The organism is Stenotrophomonas sp. YJH_SMC_73 (assembly GCF_059370155.1).
Window position 1 is genome coordinate 223,768 of record NZ_JCAFTJ010000004.1, and the last position, 16,969, is coordinate 240,736.

Sequence of the window (16,969 nt, forward strand, 5' to 3'; positions counted from 1 at the left end):
CGTGGAAGATGGCTAGAATACGTCTTTAAGGCAGGTGACGGCCAATGACCCCCAACCCGATCGCGCCGCTTGTCGGCATCGTCATGGGTTCCCGTTCCGACTGGGAAACCATGCAGCACGCCGCCCAGAAGCTTGAAGCCCTGGGTGTTCCGTTCGAAGTGAAGGTGGTGTCCGCGCATCGGACGCCGGATGTGTTGTTCAGTTACGCCGAGCAGGCGGGCCCGCGTGGCCTGCGCGCGATCATCGCCGGTGCCGGCGGGGCCGCCCACCTGCCGGGCATGATCGCCGCCAAGACCGCCGTGCCGGTGCTGGGCGTGCCGGTGCAGTCCAAGGCCCTCAACGGCATGGATTCGCTGCTGTCGATCGTGCAGATGCCGGCCGGTATCCCGGTCGCCACCTTCGCCATCGGCAATGCCGGCGCGTCCAACGCGGCGCTGTTCGCCGCCGCGATGCTGGCCAGCGACCAGCCGGCGATCGGCCAGGCGCTCGACGCCTTCCGTGCACGCCAGACCGAAGACGTGATGGCCCACGACGATCCGCGCCAATGAGCCTGACCGTCGGCATCCTGGGCGGCGGCCAGCTCGCCCGCATGATGGTCCTGGCCGGTGCGCCGCTGGGGCTGCGCTTCGAACTGTATGACCCGGCGGCCGACGCCTGCAGCGGCCCGCTGGCGCCGCTCACCGTCGGTGCCTTCGACGACCGCCAGGCGCTGGCGGACTTCGCTGCCAAGGTCGATGTGGTCACCTTCGATTTCGAGAATGTGCCCGCCGACAGTGCACAGTTCCTGGCCGACCGCGTGCCGGTCTACCCGCCGCCGGCCGCGCTGGCGGTGGCCCAGGACCGGTTGAGCGAGAAGACCCTGTTCCAGCAGCTGGGTATTCCGCTGCCGGCCTTCGCTGATATCCGCAGCCGTGACGAGCTGGCGGCGAAAGCCGTCGAATTCGGCCTGCCGTGCATCCTCAAGACCCGCCGCCTGGGCTACGACGGCAAGGGCCAGTTCCGCCTGCGCAGCGAAGCCGACATTGATGCCGCCTGGGATGCGCTGGGTGCACAGGTCGAGCGCACCGGACTGATCCTGGAGGGCTTCGTGGCCTTCCAGCGCGAGGTCAGCGTGGTGGCCGTGCGTGGCCGCGATGGCAGTTTCGAAGCCTGGCCGATCACCGGCAACTGGCATGTCGACGGTGTGCTGTCGGCCAGCGTGGCCCCGGCCGTGCTGTCCGCCGCCGAGCAGCAGGCAGCCATCGGCTATGCACGCCGTGTCGCCGAACACCTGCAGTACGTCGGCGTGTTCGCGCTGGAACTGTTCTGCCGCGATGGCGAGCTGCTGGCCAACGAGATGGCGCCACGCGTGCACAACTCCGGGCACTGGACCATCGAAGGCAGCGAGACCTCGCAGTTCGAGAACCACCTGCGCGCCGTGCTGGGCCTGCCGCTGGGCAGCACCCGCATGCTCGGCCATGCCTGCATGCTGAACTGGCTGGGCCGGATGCCCGACCCGTTGCCGGTGCTGGCCCAGGCCAGTGGCCACTGGCATGACTATGGCAAGGAGTCGCGCGAAGGCCGCAAGGTCGGCCATGCCACGTTGCGCGATGACGATGCCGCAGCACTGGCCGACGCGTTGGACCAGGTGGGCCTGGAACTGGACCGCCAGGCCCAGGTGGCACCGGCGGTGTACGCGCTGCGCAACCGCTGAGTCCGGTAGTGCCGGCCGCAGGCCGGCAGTGCAACGGTGTGGCGCACCGGTGCAGCCATCGGCGCAACATTCCCGGTGGTAGCGTGGAGCTCCTTTCACAGGAGTCACGACCATGCTCGACTGGAATGCCTACCGCAAGGAACTGAAGGGCCGCATCGGCGAGATCGGCAAGCTCTCGCCGGATACGGTCAAGGGCTACGCCACCCTGGCCAATGCCGGTGCCCAGACCAACCACCTGGATGCCAAGACCCGGGAGCTGATCGCGCTGGCGGTGGCGGTGACCACCCGTTGTGACGGCTGCATCACCGTGCACGTGGACGCGGCGCTGAAGCATGGCGCCAGTCGCGAGGAAATCGCCGAGGCGCTGGGCGTGGCGGTCTCGCTCAACGCCGGCGCCGCGCTGGTGTACTCGGCGCGGGTGATGGATGCGGTGGCCGCGCACGAGAGCGCGTGAAGCTTCATCTGTAGAGCCGAGCCCATGCTCGGCTGCTGTCCGGCCAGCCGAGCATGGGCTCGGCTCTACAGGGGGTCAGCGCAGCTGGCTCTCGGCGAATTCCCAGTTGACCATCTGCCAGAACGCGTCCAGGTAACGCGCGCGGTCATTCTGGTAGTCGGTGTAGTACGCGTGCTCCCACACGTCGCAGCACAGCAGCGGGGTGCTGTCGCCGGTCAGGGGCGTGCCGGCGTTGCGGGTGGCCTGGATGCCCAGCTGGCCGCCCGGGTGCTGCACCAGCCACACCCAGCCCGAGCCGAACAGGCCCAGTGCAGTGCGGTTGAACTCCTCGCGCAGGCGCTGCGCGTCACCGAACTGGCGCTTGACCAGCTCGCCCAGCCGGCCCTGCGGTTCGCCGCCGCCGCGCGGGCGCAGGCACTGCCAGTAGAAGCCGTGGTTCCAGGCCTGGGCGGCCGCATCGAACAGCGTGCCCTGGGCATGGCGCACGATCTCTTCCAGCGACGCCTCCTCCCACTCGGTGCCGAGGGTGCCGGCGTTGACCGCGTCGACATAGGCGCGGTGGTGGCGGCCGTGATGCAGTTCCACGGTCTGCGCGGACAGGTGGGGCTGCAGGGAGCCGGAGAGGTAGGGCAGGGCAGGCAATTCGACGGGCATGTGCAGGTTCGTGGCCAGGGGACGGCGGCAGCCTGTTCCATCCGCTTACAATGGCGGCTACCGTGGGCAGTCTAGCCGACCATCACGGTCGGGTTGTCCGGCGAAGCAAGGAGTGTGGTTGTGGCGGTAATGCAGCAAATCCAGGCCGAGGTCGATCGTTACCCGCTCGTGCTGTTCATGAAGGGCACCCCGCAGTACCCGATGTGCGGCTTTTCCAGCCGCGCCGTGCAGGCGTTGATGGCTGCCGGCGCCGTCACCCTGCGCACCGTCAATGTGCTCGAAGAACCGGAGATCCGCGCCAACCTGCCGCGCTTCTCCAACCTGCCGACCTTCCCGCAGCTGTTCATCAACGGCGAGTTGATCGGCGGCTGCGACATCGTCATGGAACTGTTTGAATCCGGCGAGCTCAAGCGCATCGTCGAAGAGGCGACCCAGGGATGAGTGCCTGGCCGTCGACGTCACCGACTGACGGGGCGCTCGATGGCCGCCCGTTGCAGGACCGCGTGGTGCTGGTTGCCGGTGCCGGCGGCGGGCTGGGCAGTGCGGCGGCGATTGCCGCTGCGGCGGCCGGGGCTACCGTGGTCCTGCTGGGGCGCAAGCCGCGCCGGCTGGACCGGGTCTATGCCCAGGTCCAGGCGGTCGGCCCGGAACCCCTGCTGTACCCGATGGACCTGGAGGGTGCCGGCCCCGATGACTATGCCGAACTGGCCCAGGCCCTGCAGCGTGAGCTGGGGCGGCTGGATGGCCTGCTGGTCTGCGCCGCGCATTTCCCCGGCCTGACCCCGTTCGAGCTGGCCGACCCGGCCAGTTTCGCCCGTGCGGTCCATGTCACCCTGACCGCCCCGGCCTGGCTGGCCCAGGCCTGCCTGCCGCTGCTGCGGCAGCGCGAGGATGCTGCCCTGGTGTTCGCGGTCGATGCCCCCGAACGGGTGGGGCAGGCCTACTGGGGCGGGTATGGCGTGGCCCAGCACGGCCTGCGTGGCCTGATCGCGAGCCTGCACGATGAGCTGGGCCGCAGCCCGGTCCGGGTCAGCGGCCTGTACCCGGGGCCCCTGCGCACGGCCCTGCGTGCCCGCGCCTATTCCGTCGTCCAGGACCCGGCCGCGCAAGGGCCCGAAGCGGCCGCCGCTGCGGCCGTCACCCTGTTGTCCCGGGCCGGCCATGCCTGGCGGGGGACGATTCTCGATGCCAGCGGGGCAGTTCCCCGCGAGTGAGCCCCGGGGAAAGGCGGAGTGAAGAACCCGTCACGATTGCGTTGCGAACCGGTGCCGTTTGTCGCACAACCGTCACATTGATGGCGTAGCGTGTTAATCTAGTGTTAACCGTTATGGCTGCCTTCAGCCAAGCGGTAGGGAACCCCAGATAACTCTCCGACCAGCCACCCGCAGGGCTGTTTGGATGCGCTTTTTTTTCCGCCATCGCCAACTCGCATCGAGGCTACCGAAAAATGACCCACCCACTCCGGATGTCCAAGCTTACCCTTGGTCTCGTGGCTGCACTTGCTGCCGCTCCCGCCTTCGCCCAGACCACCACTGCCGGTGTCGGCGGCCAGGTCGTGACCAGCGGCGGCCAGCCCGTCGCCGGTGCTGAAGTCACCATCACCCACACCGAGTCGGGCACGGTTTCGCGCGCTACCACCGACGCGGCGGGTCGCTACAACGCGCGCGGCCTGCGCGTGGGTGGTCCCTATACCATCACCATCACCAAGCCGGGTGAAGGCACCAAAACCGAAGATGGTGTCTACCTGGGCGTGAACCAGACCGGCACCATCAATGCCATCCTGACCGGTGACGTGGCCAAGGCCACCAACCTGGACACCGTGCAGGTCACCGCCGTCGGCGGCGGCTCGGAAGTGTTCAGCGCCACCAAGATGGGCTCGGGCACCAACATCAGCCAGGAGCAGATCGAGATTGCGCCGTCCATCGGCGGCAACATCCAGGATCTGATGCGCCTGGATCCGCGCGTGACCTTCATCGACCGCGCCTCGGGCTCGATCTCGGCCGGTGGCCAGAACCCGCGCTACAACTCGATCAACATCGACGGCGTCTCGGCCAGCGACACCTTCGGCCTGGAAGGCAACAACATGCCGACCCGCCGCCAGCCGGTCGCGATGGAGGCCATCGAAGCGCTGGACATCAACCTGTCCAACTACGACGTCAGCATCGCTGGCGCTGCCGGTGCCACCGTCAATGCGGTGACCAAGTCCGGTACCAATGAATTCCACGGTTCGGTGTACGGCACCTACCGTGACGGTGACTGGTTCGGCAAGAACCCGGAAGGCAAGAAGTTCAACGGCTTCAACGACGAAAAGACCTACGGCATGACCCTGGGCGGCCCGATCGTCAAGGACAAGCTGTTCTTCTTCGCCAACTACGAGAAGTTCAAGCAGTCCGCGCCGGGCGCCGACCTGTCCAGCACCGCGCTGGGCAAGGCCAATGCCGACTACAGCATGGCTGACGTGACCCGTGCCCAGGAAATCGCCAAGGGTTATGGCTTCGATGCCGGCGGTATCGAAAGCAACGGCAACACGGATCTGGAAGAGTACGCGCTGAAGCTCGACTGGAACATCAACGAGAACCACCGCGCCAACATCCGTTACAGCAAGCTCGAGCAGAGCAAGCTGCGCATCAACGGCATGGGCTCGACCTCGCAGGCTTCGCTGAGCTCTTACTGGTACCAGCACGTCAAGACCAACGAGAGCTACGTCGCCCAGGTCTTCAGCGACTGGACCGACACCTTCTCGACCGAGTTGAAGGCTTCGTACCGCGAGTACTCGGCCGTCCGCGAGGTGCCGACCAATGCCCCGAGCATCCGCATCTACTTCCCGCGCGGTGGCGATGTGACCACGCCGGAAGGCGACTCGCTGTTCCTGGGTACCGAGACCAACTCGCAGAACAACGTGCTGGAAACCAAGGCGTGGAACTACTACGCCGCCGGTACGCTGACCTTGGGTGACCACGACCTGAAGTTCGGTGGTTCGTACGACACCAACGATGTCTACAACTACTATGGCGCTGGCTCGTGGGGTGCTTACACCTTCTATGGCCTGGACAATTTCGCCAAGGGGCAGTGGCAGACCTACCAGCTGAACAAGGAAAAGAGCGCGAACTCGATCGCGGCTGACTACAAGTACAGCAACCTGGCCCTGTTCGTGCAGGACACCTGGTACGTCAACAGCAACCTGACCCTGACCATGGGTCTGCGTGGCGACCGACCGAAGGTGAGCCCGGCGCCGGCGTACAACCAGAAGGCGCAGACTGTCTTCGGTTATGACAATAGTGCGGTGTTCCCGAGCAAGTTCCTGATCCAGCCGCGCTTTGGCTTCAACTACACCTTCGACACCGAGCGCCCGACACAGCTGCGCGGCGGCATCGGCCTGTTCCAGGGTGATGCACCGCAGGTGTGGATCAGCAACAGCTACTCCACCACCGGCTTCAACTACGACTCGTACAACATCAGCCGCTACAACGGCCAGAAGTTCAATCCGGACAAGGACAACCAGCCGGTCCCGACCACTCCGGGCAGCGCGCTGCAGAACGTCAACTTCGTCGGCCGCGACTTCAAGCTGCCGTCGCTGTACAAGGCCAACCTGGCCTTCGATCACGAGCTGCCTTGGTACGGCATGGTCGCCTCGGCCGAGCTGCTGGTCACCAAGGTCAAGGATGGCCTGTACTACCAGCACCTGAACCTGGGCAAGGGCCGTCAGGTCGGTGCCGATGGTCGCGTGAACTACTACGTGCCTTCGGCTGACGGCAGGGCGTGGGGCACCAACGATGCGCGTAATGGTTACGCCGCACAGGGCTTCAACAACGTCTACCTGATCGACAACACCGATCAGGGCCGCACCTCGCAGTTCACCGTCTCGCTGAGCAAGCCGTGGAGCGCGAGCAGCGACTGGTCCTGGAACCTGGGCTACACCTACACCGATGCCAAGGAAGTGGGTAGCCTGACCAGCTCCACCGCCAGCTCGGGCTGGGGCTACCAGTATGCCTTCAATGCCAACGAGGAAATGCTGAACACCTCGCGCTACCAGATCCGAGACCGCCTGTCGGGCTCGCTGAACTGGAAGCACAAGTTCTTCGGCGACTACGAGACCAAGGTGGGTCTGGTGTACGAAGGCCGCAGCGGCCGCCCGTACAGCTACATCTATGTGAACGACGCCAACGGCGACGGCCGTTCGGGCAACGACCTGTTCTACGTGCCGCGTCGCGGCGAGGTCCTGTTCGGTACCCTGTCCAACAACGGCAAGTTCACCGCCGATGCGGCGATGGAGAAGTCGTTCTTCGACTGGCTGGCGGCCAACCCGCAGCTGGCCAAGTACGAAGGCCAGGTGGCTCCGGCCAACCAGTTCCGTACCGGCTGGATCAACACCTTCGACATCCGTATCAGCCAGCAGCTGCCGGGCTTCATGAAGGGCCACAAGTCGGAGATCTGGCTGGACATCCAGAACGTCGGCAACATGCTCAACAAGAAGTGGGGCAACATCTACGACTACGGCTTCTACGCCAACGCTCGTGTTGCCAGCCTGCAGGGCCTGTACAACGGCAAGTACGTCTACAACTACCGTGGCGCGGACCTGCCGAGCGTCGCCAACTCCGATGCTGACGGCTTCGACGTCGGTGTCTCGCAGTGGTCGATGCAGCTGGGCTTCCGCTACCAGTTCTGATGCACTGACGTAGCGCTGCTGTAAACGGAAACGGCCGGGGAAACCCGGCCGTTTCCCGTTCAGGCGAAAGTCCTTGCGGGGTGCTGGGCAACGGCGTAGCATCTGGAAATGTGCGCGGTGCCAATGCCGCCGATGCGGTCCCGGACAGGCGAACGCGGGCAGCACACATCCAACGGTCGGGCTTCCCGGCCGTTTTGCTTTTTAAGGGGGCGGCAGTACAGTCGGAAACCTTGAAGGAAGCGAAAAATTGGATATGACCACGAACGAAAAATCAGCCCGTGCACTGCCGGTGCAGGATGCGCGGATCTACCCGCGCGGTGGGCTGGATGTGCTGTCGCGCGCCGAGGTCGCACGCCTGCGCGATGCCTCCGCCGGCGGCATGCATGAGCTGCTGCGCCGCTGCGCGCTGGCTGTGCTGACCAGCGGCAGCGCTTCGGACGATCCGCGCGCGGCGCGCGACCTCTACCCTGATTTCGACATCCAGGTGGCGCAGCAGGATCGCGGCGTGCGCATCGACCTGGTCAACGCACCGGCGATGGCCTTCGTCGACGGCGAGATCATCCGCGGTGTCGCCGAACTGCTGTTCGCCGTCGTGCGCGACCTGGCCTACATGGCCATCGAGATGGGCCCGGCCTACGCGGCCGAGCTGGAGTCGTCCGAGGGCATCACCAACGCGGTGTTCGGCCTGCTGCGCAATGCGCGCATCCTCAACCCGGGCGATCCGAACCTGGTGGTGTGCTGGGGCGGCCATTCGATCTCGCGCGACGAGTACCTGTACACCAAGCAGGTGGGTTACGAGCTGGGCCTGCGCGGCCTGGACATCTGCACCGGCTGCGGTCCGGGCGCGATGAAGGGCCCGATGAAGGGTGCGACCATCGCCCATGCCAAGCAGCGCCGCACCGTCACGCGCTACATCGGCCTCACCGAGCCGGGCATCATCGCGGCCGAGTCGCCGAACCCGATCGTCAACCACCTGGTGATCATGCCGGACATCGAGAAGCGCCTTGAGGCCTTCGTCCGCATCGGCCACGGCATCATCGTGTTCGCCGGTGGCGTCGGCACTGCCGAAGAGATCCTGTACCTGCTCGGCATCCTGCTGCGCGAGGAGAACAAGGACCTGCCGTTCCCGCTGATCCTTACCGGCCCGACCGTGGCGGCGCCGTACTTCGAGCAGATCGACCGCTTCATCCGCCTGACCCTGGGTGATGAGGCTGCCGAGCGCTACGAGATCATCATCGGTGACCCGGTCGCGGTGGCCAAGAAGATGGCCAACGGCATCAAGCGCGTGCGCGAGCACCGCCTGGCGCAGAAGGACTCGTTCTTCTTCAACTGGTCGATCGAGATCCCGTGGGAGTACCAGCAGCCGTTCGTGCCGACCCACGAGGCGATGGCCGCGCTGGACCTGCACCACGGGCGTGCGCCGCACGCGCTGGCGGCCGACCTTCGCCGGGCGTTCTCGGGCATCGTCGCCGGCAACGTGAAGGAGGACGGCATGCGCCGCATCGAGCAGTTCGGGCCGTTCCAGATCCACGGGGATCCGGACATGATGCAGGCGCTGGATGCGCTGCTGCGCGCCTTCGTCGAGCAGCGCCGGATGAAGATCTCCGGCGAATACCAGCCCTGCTACCAGGTGCTGGCCTGAACCCGGGCCGGCGCGATGGGGATCGCGCCGGCACTGGCAGGGGAGGGCGGCTCGTCAAGCCTTTGACGCCCGTCGCCCCGGATTGACCGTTCATCCTGCCGCCGCTTGCCGGTGGCGGGACGATGGCCCATCGTGGCCACCAACACGCTGGGGAGCGTCCAATGTCTTTGCGCCGGCAAAACGGTTTCACGCTGGTTGAACTGATGGTCACGCTGGCCGTCTTCGTGATCCTGGCGTCGATCGCCTATCCGAGCTTCCGCGGGATGATCCGCTCGAACCGGCTGGCGACCGCCAACAATGAACTGATCGCGCTGGCCAACCTGGCCCGCAGCGAAGGCATCCGCAACAGCAACGGTGGCGGTGTCTGTGGCAGCGCCGATGGCAAGGCCTGTGATGGCGACTGGTCCAAGGGTGTGCTGGCCTGGTCGGACCTGGATGGCGACGGCCAGATGGGCAGCAATGACGTCGCGCTGCGCTTTTCTCAGGGCAATCCGCAGCTGAGCGTAGTCGGCCCACCGGGCGCGGTCATCGCCTTCGACGGGCGCGGCCGGCGCAGGGCGGTCGCTGATCAGACCCTGGTGCTGTCGCCGGATGCATGCAAGGCCGGTGAATCGAAAAGCACGTTGACGATCAACCAATCCGGCCAGGTCCGGGTGACCAAGGGAGCCTGCTCATGAGCCGCCGCAACCTGGCCCGCCCGCGCTCGTCGCAGGGTGGCTTCAGCCTGATCGAAGTGATGGTGGCGGTGCTGATCCTGGCGTTCGGGCTGCTGGGCTTTGCCTTGCTGCAGACCACCAACGTCCGCTTCGTGCAGAGCGCAAACTACCGCACCCAGGCGACCAACCTGGCCAACGACCTGATCGAACTGATGCGCGCCCAGCGCACCGATACCCTGGCCGGTGGCGCCTACTCCTCGGCCTCGTTCTCGGCCGGCTCGGTGAAGCCCAGCGGCGTCTGCGCCTGGCCGACCGGCGCTGCCGTGACGCCGAAGACGAACGTGGCGCGCTGGCAGTGCGAGGTCGCGCGCACGCTGGGCGAGAAGGCCAGCGCGCAGGTGACCTTCGTGCAGAGCACCGGCCAGGTCACCGTGGCCATCAGCTGGGGTGACCAGCGCTGGGATCCGAAGGATCCCGACAGCCTTACCACCTTCGGCCTGACGACCTTCCTGTGAACGCGCCCATGAGTCCAATTTCGCGAGCCCGAGGCCTGTCGCTGATCGAACTGATGATCGCCATGGTCATCGGCCTGGTCCTGATGCTGGGCGTCACCCAGATCTTCATCGCCTCGCGTGCGGCGTCGCGGCTGTCCGAAGGCGCGGCCCGTACCCAGGAGAACGCGCGCTTCGCGCTGGATTTCCTGCAGCGTGACCTGCGCATGGCCGGCCACTTCGGCTGCGTCAACGACCAGGCCCACGTGGTCAAGAACACCGGCGATATCGGCTATCACCTGGGCATCAGCTCGGGCAGTGGCGACCCGCAGGATTTCTCGGTTCCGGTGCAGGGGTATGAGGCAGCAGGTACGGCGCCGGGCGCCACGCTGACGCTGGGCCGTGCGTGGAGCGCGGCGCAGTCGGTACCGAAGAGCATCACCAATCTCAAGCCGGCGCCGTTGCCTGGCAGCGACATCCTTGTGCTGCGCCTGATGAGTCCGGAAGGGGCCGTGGTGACCGGCATCTCCGTGGCCGCGGGTGCGACCACGCTGACCGTCTCCAGTGATGGCATGGCCCGACTGAAGGCCAACGCCGCAGGTACGCCGACGGTCTTCGGCATAGCCGACTGCACCCGTGCCGACGTCTTCCCCGCCACCATCAGCGGTTCGACCTTGAAGGTGGACAAGGTCGACCTGAGCAACTATTCGATCAACAACGCGATGACCATGCTGTATCGCGCCGATGGCATGGCGTACTACATCGCGACCAATCCCAATGGCGAGCCGGCGCTTTACCGGGCACGCGCGAATGGCGCCGGCGGCTACGCCGATGGCGAGGAGCTGGTGGAAGGCATCGAGAACATGCAGTTCCTGTACGGACTGGATGCCACCCCGGATATCGCCCTGCCCACGCCGCCGACCGGTCGCATCGTCGACCAGCGCGTGGCCAGTGCGGTCAGTACCGGTACCGATGCCACCGCCGCAGGGCAGTGGCGCCGCGTCGGCATGGTGCAGGTCGGCCTGCTGGCGCGCAGTCCGCAGCGTGCGTCGGCCGAAGCGCCGGGCAGTGCGGCCACGTATCCGGCCATCCTCGGGGTGGGCTTTGCCCCGGCCGATCCTTACGACCAGCGCCATCGTGGCGCCTATGAAGCGTCCGTTGCGCTGCGCAACCGCTTGTTCGGGAACTGACGACCATGCGCACTCATCCTTCCTCCCGACGCCGTCCCTTCGTTGCCCAGGCACGACAGCAGGGTGCCGTTCTCTATGTCGCGCTGATCATGCTGGTGCTGCTGGCCCTGCTGGGCGTGATCGGCATGCAGGTGGCCGGCATGCAGGAACGCATGGCGGCCGGCTACCGGGCGACCAACATGGCGCTCCAGAACGCGGAAGGCGCGGCACGCAGCGCCGAGAACGCCGTGGAGAACATCGCCAACCGCAAGGATGCCGGCGCCAATCCGGCCGTGGCCTCCTCCGACATCAACCAGCAGTGCGATGACGGCTTCGACCCCTCGGCCTGGGTCGCGAAAACCAAGCTGGGCAGCAAGCCGGCCATCTATGTCCGTGAGATCCAGGGCTGCATCCAGGGGGAGGGTGCGCTGGACATGGGCAAGTCGGTGGAGAAGCCGACGCCGGTCTACCAGATCACGACCTATGCCGGTGATACCACCAGTGATGCGACGTCGCGTGCGGCGATCGATACCGTATTCAAGCTGTGAGGGTGGGGAGCCCATGAACACTCGCAACCGCAGGATCCTGGCAGGCGTTGGCCTTGCCGTCTTGGCCGCTGGCGGCTATCTGGCGCATACCTTGTTTGCCGCACAGGCGCAGGGCGTGCTGGCACAGGAGCCGATGAACGTGCAGACGCGCGCGACACCGGCGTTCATCATGGCGGTGGACGATTCGGGTTCGATGAACTTCGAACGCATGTTCCCCGGTGGTGACGGCCGCATGCGCTGGAACAGCAACACCAACAGCTTCTTCAACAACGATGGAAGCTTCTTCAGCGTGGGCTCGGCGTGCGCCAGCAACTCGGTGGACTGTTACCTCTACCTGTATCCGCACGCGGAGTTCAACAAGGAATACTCGCCAGGCCGCGCCATTCCGCCGCTGGATATCTACGGCTTCGCGCGTTCGCATGTCTACAACGCCAGTTACTTCAACCCGGCAGTGACCTATCGGCCGTGGACCAATGCCGATGGCACGCTGTGGGCAGATGCCTCGATCACCCAGACCCGCGCCGATCCCCGGTCCGGCCAGCGCGGCTACAACGCCGTGTACAACATGACCGTCAATCGGGCCGACACGTCGGAAAAGTTCCAGTTCGTCAACGGTATGCGGATTCCCGACCTTTCCGGTACCGGCAATGAATACTATGTCGACAGCTGGTGGGATGGTGGATGGAAGACCGCCGCGATCAGCAACACCGGCAATACCACATACTCCATCAGTTATTTTCCGGCGACCTTCTACCTGCCGGCTGCAGCGCCTGCACCGGACGGATACAAGACCGACGACGCCAGTCGCCCGGTGATTACCGGTGCCTGTGGTCCGGGCTGCAACCTGCGTCGCTACCAGATCAAGCCGGGCAATTACTCGAGTCCGGCCGCCTACAACGCCGCGATCCAGAATTTCGCCAACTGGTTCCAGTATCACCGCAACCGCGTGCTGGCCATCGTCGGTTCGTCGACCGCCGCCCTGGTGAGCGTGGATACGATGCGGGTGGGCTACTTCACCATCAACAAGCTCAGCAACGCGACCATGTATGACATGGTCACCAACCGAGCTGACCTCTACAAGCAGATTTATGCGCTGACGGCCAACGGCGGCACGCCCAACCGTCGCGCGGTGGAGTATCTGGTCGACCAGTTCCGTCGTACCGACGCCGATGCCCCCGTGCAGCTGGCCTGCCAGCGTAATGGCGGCATGCTGTTCACCGATGGCTACACCAACTCCGGCAATGCACCGAGCGCGTCCTTCGGTGACGCCGACTCGGTGAACTCGACCCACCTGCCGTCCATTCCGTTCTCCGACGGCTACAGCAATACCATCGCCGACATCGCCGCGGCGGCTTATGCAGGCGCCCGGACCCCCCTGCGCACCGGGACCAGCTTCCCGGCGGGGCAGGTGCCGGTCAGTGACAAGTGCAGCTCCCTGGACAAGAGCAGCCCGGACTGGAAGCGCCTGGACTGCCAGACCGACCTGCACATGAACTTCTACGGCGTGACCCTGGGCGCGCAGGGCAAGATCTACGGCGTCAACCAGGCCGCAACCGCCGATCCGTACAAGACGGCGCCGAACTGGGCCGGCAATGGCAATCCGCTGGACGTCGATGACGGTACCGTCATCGATGAGCTGTGGCATGCGGCCGTCAACAGCCGTGGCGAATTCATCAACGCGCAGACCCCGGCGGACGTCACCGAGGCCATGCGTCGGGTGCTGTCCTCGATCAGTGGTGGTGCGTCGCCTTCAGGCACGATCGGTATCAGTGGTGCGCGCATCGGCACCGGCTCACTGGCGGTCACCCCACGCTATGACATCACCAACAGCGGCACCGACTGGTCGAGCAAGCTGACTGCGGCCAGCGTCAAGGTCAACGCCGACCAGGTCGCGGAGCTCACCGAGGTGTGGGAAGCCTCCAGCCGCCTGACGTCGTCCGGCCGCCGGATCGTGGCCAACAAGCTGGGTTCGCCGGTGGACTTCAACAGTGCCCGTATCAGCCTGCAGGATCTGTGCAGCAAACCCGACGGCAAGTACGCGTCGATGCTGGTCTGCTCCACCGACAAGCTGACGACGATCAAGGCCGATCTGGCCAGTGCCATCAACTATCTCAGTGCCGACAGCTCCACCGAGGTCCGCAACGGCGGCAAGTATCGTGACCGGACCACGCCGCTGGGTGACATCGTCAATTCGGCGCCGGTGGTCAGCTCGCCGCTGGACGACTACGGGTACCGCCAGCTCGGCGGCACCTACGCCAAGAGCTACACCGACTACCTGGCGACCAAGGCCAAGTCCCAGCGGTACATGGTCTATGTCGGTGCCAATGACGGCATGCTGCACGCCTTCGATGGCGGCATGAAGGCCGATGCCAAGCAGGACGGCACCGGTGGCACGGAGAGCTTTGCCTACATCCCGGCCACCGCGCTGGGGCACATGGCCAACCTGCTGTTCCCCTACAAGTCCGATACGGCCGACCAGACCTTCCGCCACCGCTATTACGTCGATGGCCCGATTGCCGTGGCCGATACCTACAACGGCACCGCGTGGCAGACCAGCCTGGTAGGCACCACGGGTGCAGGTGGCCGTTCGGTGTTCGCGCTGGACGTCACCACGCCGGGCAGCTTCGGCACCGGCAACGTGCTGTGGGAAATCAGCGACATCAACGCGTCGCTGAGGGACGAGGTGCGCAACAACATCGGATTCGTGCTGGGCAAGCCGGTGATCGTGCCGGTGAAGAGCGGCACCGGCGTCGCCTGGAAGGCGATCTTCGGCAATGGGTACGGCAGCGCCAATGGCAAGGCGGTGCTGTTCGTGGTCGACATGGCCAGTGGCGACATCCGGATGATCGAAGCCGTCGAGGGTACGTCAGGCGCCGGCATCTCCGGGAGCAACGGACTGGGCAATGTTGTGGTTGTCGATCGCTGGACCGGTACCAACCAGGATGCGCGCGGCCGTGATGGACTGGCCGACACCGTCTATGCCGCCGATCAGCGTGGCGCCGTGTGGAAGTTCGACCTGACCAGCAGTGCGAACACCACGCTGACCGTGCCGATGTTCACCAGCCAGGTTGCCCAGGACTCCTCCACCAAGACCTACCGCCAGCCGATCACCGGTGGCATGACTGCTGCCACCGGTCCTTCGGGCGGCGTGATGCTCTATTTCGGCACCGGCAGCTTCTCCTTCACCAGCGACAAGGATGACAAGGCGCAGCAGGCGCTGTACGCCGTGAACGATCTGTCGGGGAAGACGGTGACCTCGACGGTGACCGCTGCCAACCTGGTCCCGTACACGGCCGCGGCCGCCACTGCAGGCGTTGATGAACGCAAGATCACGGCGGGGACGGCCCCGGCAAATGCCCGGGGCTGGATGATCCAGCTGCCTGCCGGCAATGGCGAGCGTGCGGTGGGCAACCCGATCCTGGTCAGTGGCATCGTCTTCATGCCGACCTACGTGCCCAACATGCAGTCGGTGGGCTGTTCGACCAGCGGTTCGAACTGGCTGTTCGGGCTGTCGTCGATCAGCGGCTTGCCGATGTTGGAGAACGTGCGCTATGGCTCGCCGACCGGCAGCCGGCCCGGGGCAGCGACCGCCGCCATCGCGTTGAAGACCGGAGGAACTGCGCCGGTCCGTGACGTTTCGCTGTCGGTGCTGCCGCGTCCGACGGACAACAAGGCGCCGCCCGGAGGCAGCTCCTGCTGGATGGCCGTCGGCGCGGCGGGCAGCCAGTCGCTGTATCTGCCTTACCCTTGCGGTCGCCAGTCCTGGCGCCAGCTCCAGTAACCCCAGTGCGAGGATCCACGCTCATGTTGCACACTCACATGCCTCGCCGCGCGGCTGGCTTTACGCTGATCGAATTGATGATCGTGGTGATCGTCATCGGCATCCTGGCGGCGATCGCCATTCCGTCCTATCAGGAATACGTGCGCCGATCGCATCGTGCCGTGGTGAAGGCGGACCTGGCTGAGTACGCACAGCGCGCCGAGCGCTACCACACCAGCAACAACTCCTACACCGGCTACGCGCTGCCGACCAAGGTGTCGCCCCGTGATGGCGGTACCGTGCGCTACAACCTGGACTACAAGGGGGATGGCACCAGCTTCACCATCACCGCCACCCCGCAGGGCACGCAGGCCAAGGACAGCTGCGGCACGATGAGCGTGGACCAGGCCAACCGCAAGACGGCCGACGGTGGCGTTGCCAGTTGCTGGTGAAACAGGTGTTGATCTTCCTGTAATCGACCAGTACAATGCGCCTCCCCGCCCGAATAGCTCAGCCGGTTAGAGCACTTGACTGTTAATCAGGGGGTCGTTGGTTCGAGTCCAACTTCGGGCGCCAGACACTGCAAAAGCCGCGAGAAATCGCGGCTTTTGCTTTTCTGCGCAGGCAGTCAGCAGGGCGTATCGCGGTCCACGCGTTCACTCCGCACGCGGCCGCCATTGTTGACGATCAACGCACCGTGCAGCCGGTTGCCCGCGCAGATGCGCAGGGTCAGGTTGGCCCCCGGGCTGCGTCCGTCTGCCTGGAAGAACAGTTGGGGCCGCCCGCTGCTGGCCTGGGCAAGGATCGATATGTCCGAGCGCCCGGTGTGATGGTTCAGGATCGCCTCCGGCGACGTTGGCTCCCCGCGCTGGTCGCCACTGCGGTAGATGATCCAGCCGGCGCTCCAGTCGTCGGTGCAGTGCAGGCCGTCGATACTGGCGCAGAGGCCGATCAGCTCGCGTCTGCGCAATGCCTCGCTGCGCGCGCCGGCCAGGCTGGCGTGCAGGGTCAGTTGTAGTGCATCGGCGCGTTGCCGCAGCAGCAAAGGCTGCAGCGCCGGCCAGGACGCCGCCAGCAGCACCGCCAGCACGGCGATGACCACCAGCAGTTCGGTCAGGTGCACGCCCCGCGCAGAGCGGGGGCCGAGGGGGCAGGGGGCATGGGTCGGGTGCATGCATCCAGCCTCCGCGCCCGGCTGCGCGGCCGCCATCGGGAATCCCCGTGGCGGGCTGCCCG

15 protein-coding genes and 1 tRNA gene are annotated in these 16,969 nt (G+C 65.8%); 14 read left to right on the top strand and 2 right to left on the bottom strand.

Going from position 1 to position 16,969, the window contains the following annotated elements:
* Positions 1-44 precede the first annotated feature (44 nt).
* The 3 genes from purE (at position 45) to AC5P8R_RS08315 (ending at position 2,147) form a co-directional block, all read left to right on the top strand.
* On the top strand, positions 45-548 hold the full coding sequence (gene purE, locus AC5P8R_RS08305) for a 5-(carboxyamino)imidazole ribonucleotide mutase (protein ID WP_005412808.1): 504 nt from the start codon (positions 45-47) through the stop codon (positions 546-548).
* Positions 545-1,693 carry a 5-(carboxyamino)imidazole ribonucleotide synthase gene (locus tag AC5P8R_RS08310; RefSeq protein ID WP_262087188.1) on the top strand — a complete coding sequence of 383 codons (1,149 nt, stop codon included), beginning with the start codon at positions 545-547 and terminating at the stop codon, positions 1,691-1,693. The genes purE and AC5P8R_RS08310 overlap by 4 nt, the downstream gene beginning before the upstream one ends.
* A gap of 112 nt (positions 1,694-1,805) precedes the next feature.
* Positions 1,806-2,147, top strand: a complete 342-nt coding sequence (locus AC5P8R_RS08315) for a carboxymuconolactone decarboxylase family protein (protein ID WP_004152082.1) — start codon at positions 1,806-1,808, stop codon at positions 2,145-2,147.
* A gap of 75 nt (positions 2,148-2,222) precedes the next feature.
* Here the strand turns inward: AC5P8R_RS08315 and AC5P8R_RS08320 are convergent, their stop codons facing one another.
* Entirely contained in the window at positions 2,223-2,801 is a 579-nt protein-coding gene (locus AC5P8R_RS08320) for a superoxide dismutase (protein WP_014646588.1), read from the bottom strand.
* 120 nt (positions 2,802-2,921) lie between these two features.
* Between AC5P8R_RS08320 and grxD the strand changes: the two genes are divergently transcribed.
* The 11 genes from grxD (at position 2,922) to AC5P8R_RS08375 (ending at position 16,309) form a co-directional block, all read left to right on the top strand.
* Complete coding sequence (grxD, locus tag AC5P8R_RS08325) at positions 2,922-3,242, top strand: Grx4 family monothiol glutaredoxin (RefSeq protein WP_005415957.1); 321 nt, start codon at positions 2,922-2,924, stop codon at positions 3,240-3,242.
* On the top strand, positions 3,239-4,015 hold the full coding sequence (locus AC5P8R_RS08330) for an SDR family NAD(P)-dependent oxidoreductase (RefSeq protein WP_495223250.1): 777 nt from the start codon (positions 3,239-3,241) through the stop codon (positions 4,013-4,015). The genes grxD and AC5P8R_RS08330 overlap by 4 nt, the downstream gene beginning before the upstream one ends.
* 233 nt (positions 4,016-4,248) lie before the next feature.
* Positions 4,249-7,467, top strand: coding sequence for a TonB-dependent receptor (locus AC5P8R_RS08335; RefSeq protein ID WP_230548474.1), 3,219 nt, complete (start codon positions 4,249-4,251; stop codon positions 7,465-7,467).
* 253 nt (positions 7,468-7,720) lie between these two features.
* Positions 7,721-9,109, top strand: coding sequence for a nucleotide 5'-monophosphate nucleosidase PpnN (gene ppnN / locus AC5P8R_RS08340; protein WP_014036604.1), 1,389 nt, complete (start codon positions 7,721-7,723; stop codon positions 9,107-9,109).
* Between the two features lie 161 nt (positions 9,110-9,270).
* Positions 9,271-9,786 carry a pilus assembly FimT family protein gene (locus AC5P8R_RS08345; RefSeq protein ID WP_041863227.1) on the top strand — a complete coding sequence of 172 codons (516 nt, stop codon included), beginning with the start codon at positions 9,271-9,273 and terminating at the stop codon, positions 9,784-9,786.
* On the top strand, positions 9,783-10,280 hold the full coding sequence (pilV, locus tag AC5P8R_RS08350) for a type IV pilus modification protein PilV (protein WP_046429810.1): 498 nt from the start codon (positions 9,783-9,785) through the stop codon (positions 10,278-10,280). The genes AC5P8R_RS08345 and pilV overlap by 4 nt, the downstream gene beginning before the upstream one ends.
* Positions 10,281-10,288: 8 nt before the next feature.
* On the top strand, positions 10,289-11,446 hold the full coding sequence (locus AC5P8R_RS08355) for a PilW family protein (protein ID WP_046429811.1): 1,158 nt from the start codon (positions 10,289-10,291) through the stop codon (positions 11,444-11,446).
* A gap of 5 nt (positions 11,447-11,451) precedes the next feature.
* Positions 11,452-11,973 carry a pilus assembly PilX family protein gene (locus AC5P8R_RS08360; RefSeq protein ID WP_046429812.1) on the top strand — a complete coding sequence of 174 codons (522 nt, stop codon included), beginning with the start codon at positions 11,452-11,454 and terminating at the stop codon, positions 11,971-11,973.
* Between the two features lie 13 nt (positions 11,974-11,986).
* Positions 11,987-15,754 (top strand): pilus assembly protein, encoded by a 3,768-nt coding sequence (locus tag AC5P8R_RS08365; RefSeq protein WP_049407951.1) that lies wholly within the window; start codon positions 11,987-11,989, stop codon positions 15,752-15,754.
* 23 nt (positions 15,755-15,777) lie between these two features.
* Positions 15,778-16,185 (top strand): type IV pilin protein, encoded by a 408-nt coding sequence (locus AC5P8R_RS08370; protein ID WP_014646597.1) that lies wholly within the window; start codon positions 15,778-15,780, stop codon positions 16,183-16,185.
* Between the two features lie 47 nt (positions 16,186-16,232).
* Positions 16,233-16,309: transfer RNA gene (locus tag AC5P8R_RS08375), tRNA-Asn, on the top strand.
* 52 nt (positions 16,310-16,361) lie between these two features.
* On the opposite strand, the gene AC5P8R_RS08380 is transcribed toward AC5P8R_RS08375, so the two are convergent.
* Complete coding sequence (locus AC5P8R_RS08380) at positions 16,362-16,907, bottom strand: GspH/FimT family pseudopilin (protein ID WP_495223251.1); 546 nt, start codon at positions 16,905-16,907, stop codon at positions 16,362-16,364.
* Positions 16,908-16,969 lie beyond the last annotated feature (62 nt).

Bases quoted from the DNA above. Each gene is read 5' to 3' on its own strand.
- purE (WP_005412808.1), top strand. From the start codon at position 45: ATGACCCCCAACCCGATCGCGCCGCTTGTCGGCATCGTCATGGGTTCC.
- AC5P8R_RS08310 (WP_262087188.1), top strand. From the start codon at position 545: ATGAGCCTGACCGTCGGCATCCTGGGCGGCGGCCAGCTCGCCCGCATG.
- AC5P8R_RS08315 (WP_004152082.1), top strand. From the start codon at position 1,806: ATGCTCGACTGGAATGCCTACCGCAAGGAACTGAAGGGCCGCATCGGC.
- AC5P8R_RS08320 (WP_014646588.1), bottom strand. From the start codon at position 2,801: ATGCCCGTCGAATTGCCTGCCCTGCCCTACCTCTCCGGCTCCCTGCAG.
- AC5P8R_RS08330 (WP_495223250.1), top strand. From the start codon at position 3,239: ATGAGTGCCTGGCCGTCGACGTCACCGACTGACGGGGCGCTCGATGGC.
- AC5P8R_RS08335 (WP_230548474.1), top strand. From the start codon at position 4,249: ATGACCCACCCACTCCGGATGTCCAAGCTTACCCTTGGTCTCGTGGCT.
- ppnN (WP_014036604.1), top strand. From the start codon at position 7,721: ATGACCACGAACGAAAAATCAGCCCGTGCACTGCCGGTGCAGGATGCG.
- AC5P8R_RS08345 (WP_041863227.1), top strand. From the start codon at position 9,271: ATGTCTTTGCGCCGGCAAAACGGTTTCACGCTGGTTGAACTGATGGTC.
- pilV (WP_046429810.1), top strand. From the start codon at position 9,783: ATGAGCCGCCGCAACCTGGCCCGCCCGCGCTCGTCGCAGGGTGGCTTC.
- AC5P8R_RS08355 (WP_046429811.1), top strand. From the start codon at position 10,289: ATGAGTCCAATTTCGCGAGCCCGAGGCCTGTCGCTGATCGAACTGATG.
- AC5P8R_RS08360 (WP_046429812.1), top strand. From the start codon at position 11,452: ATGCGCACTCATCCTTCCTCCCGACGCCGTCCCTTCGTTGCCCAGGCA.
- AC5P8R_RS08365 (WP_049407951.1), top strand. From the start codon at position 11,987: ATGAACACTCGCAACCGCAGGATCCTGGCAGGCGTTGGCCTTGCCGTC.
- AC5P8R_RS08370 (WP_014646597.1), top strand. From the start codon at position 15,778: ATGTTGCACACTCACATGCCTCGCCGCGCGGCTGGCTTTACGCTGATC.
- AC5P8R_RS08380 (WP_495223251.1), bottom strand. From the start codon at position 16,907: ATGCACCCGACCCATGCCCCCTGCCCCCTCGGCCCCCGCTCTGCGCGG.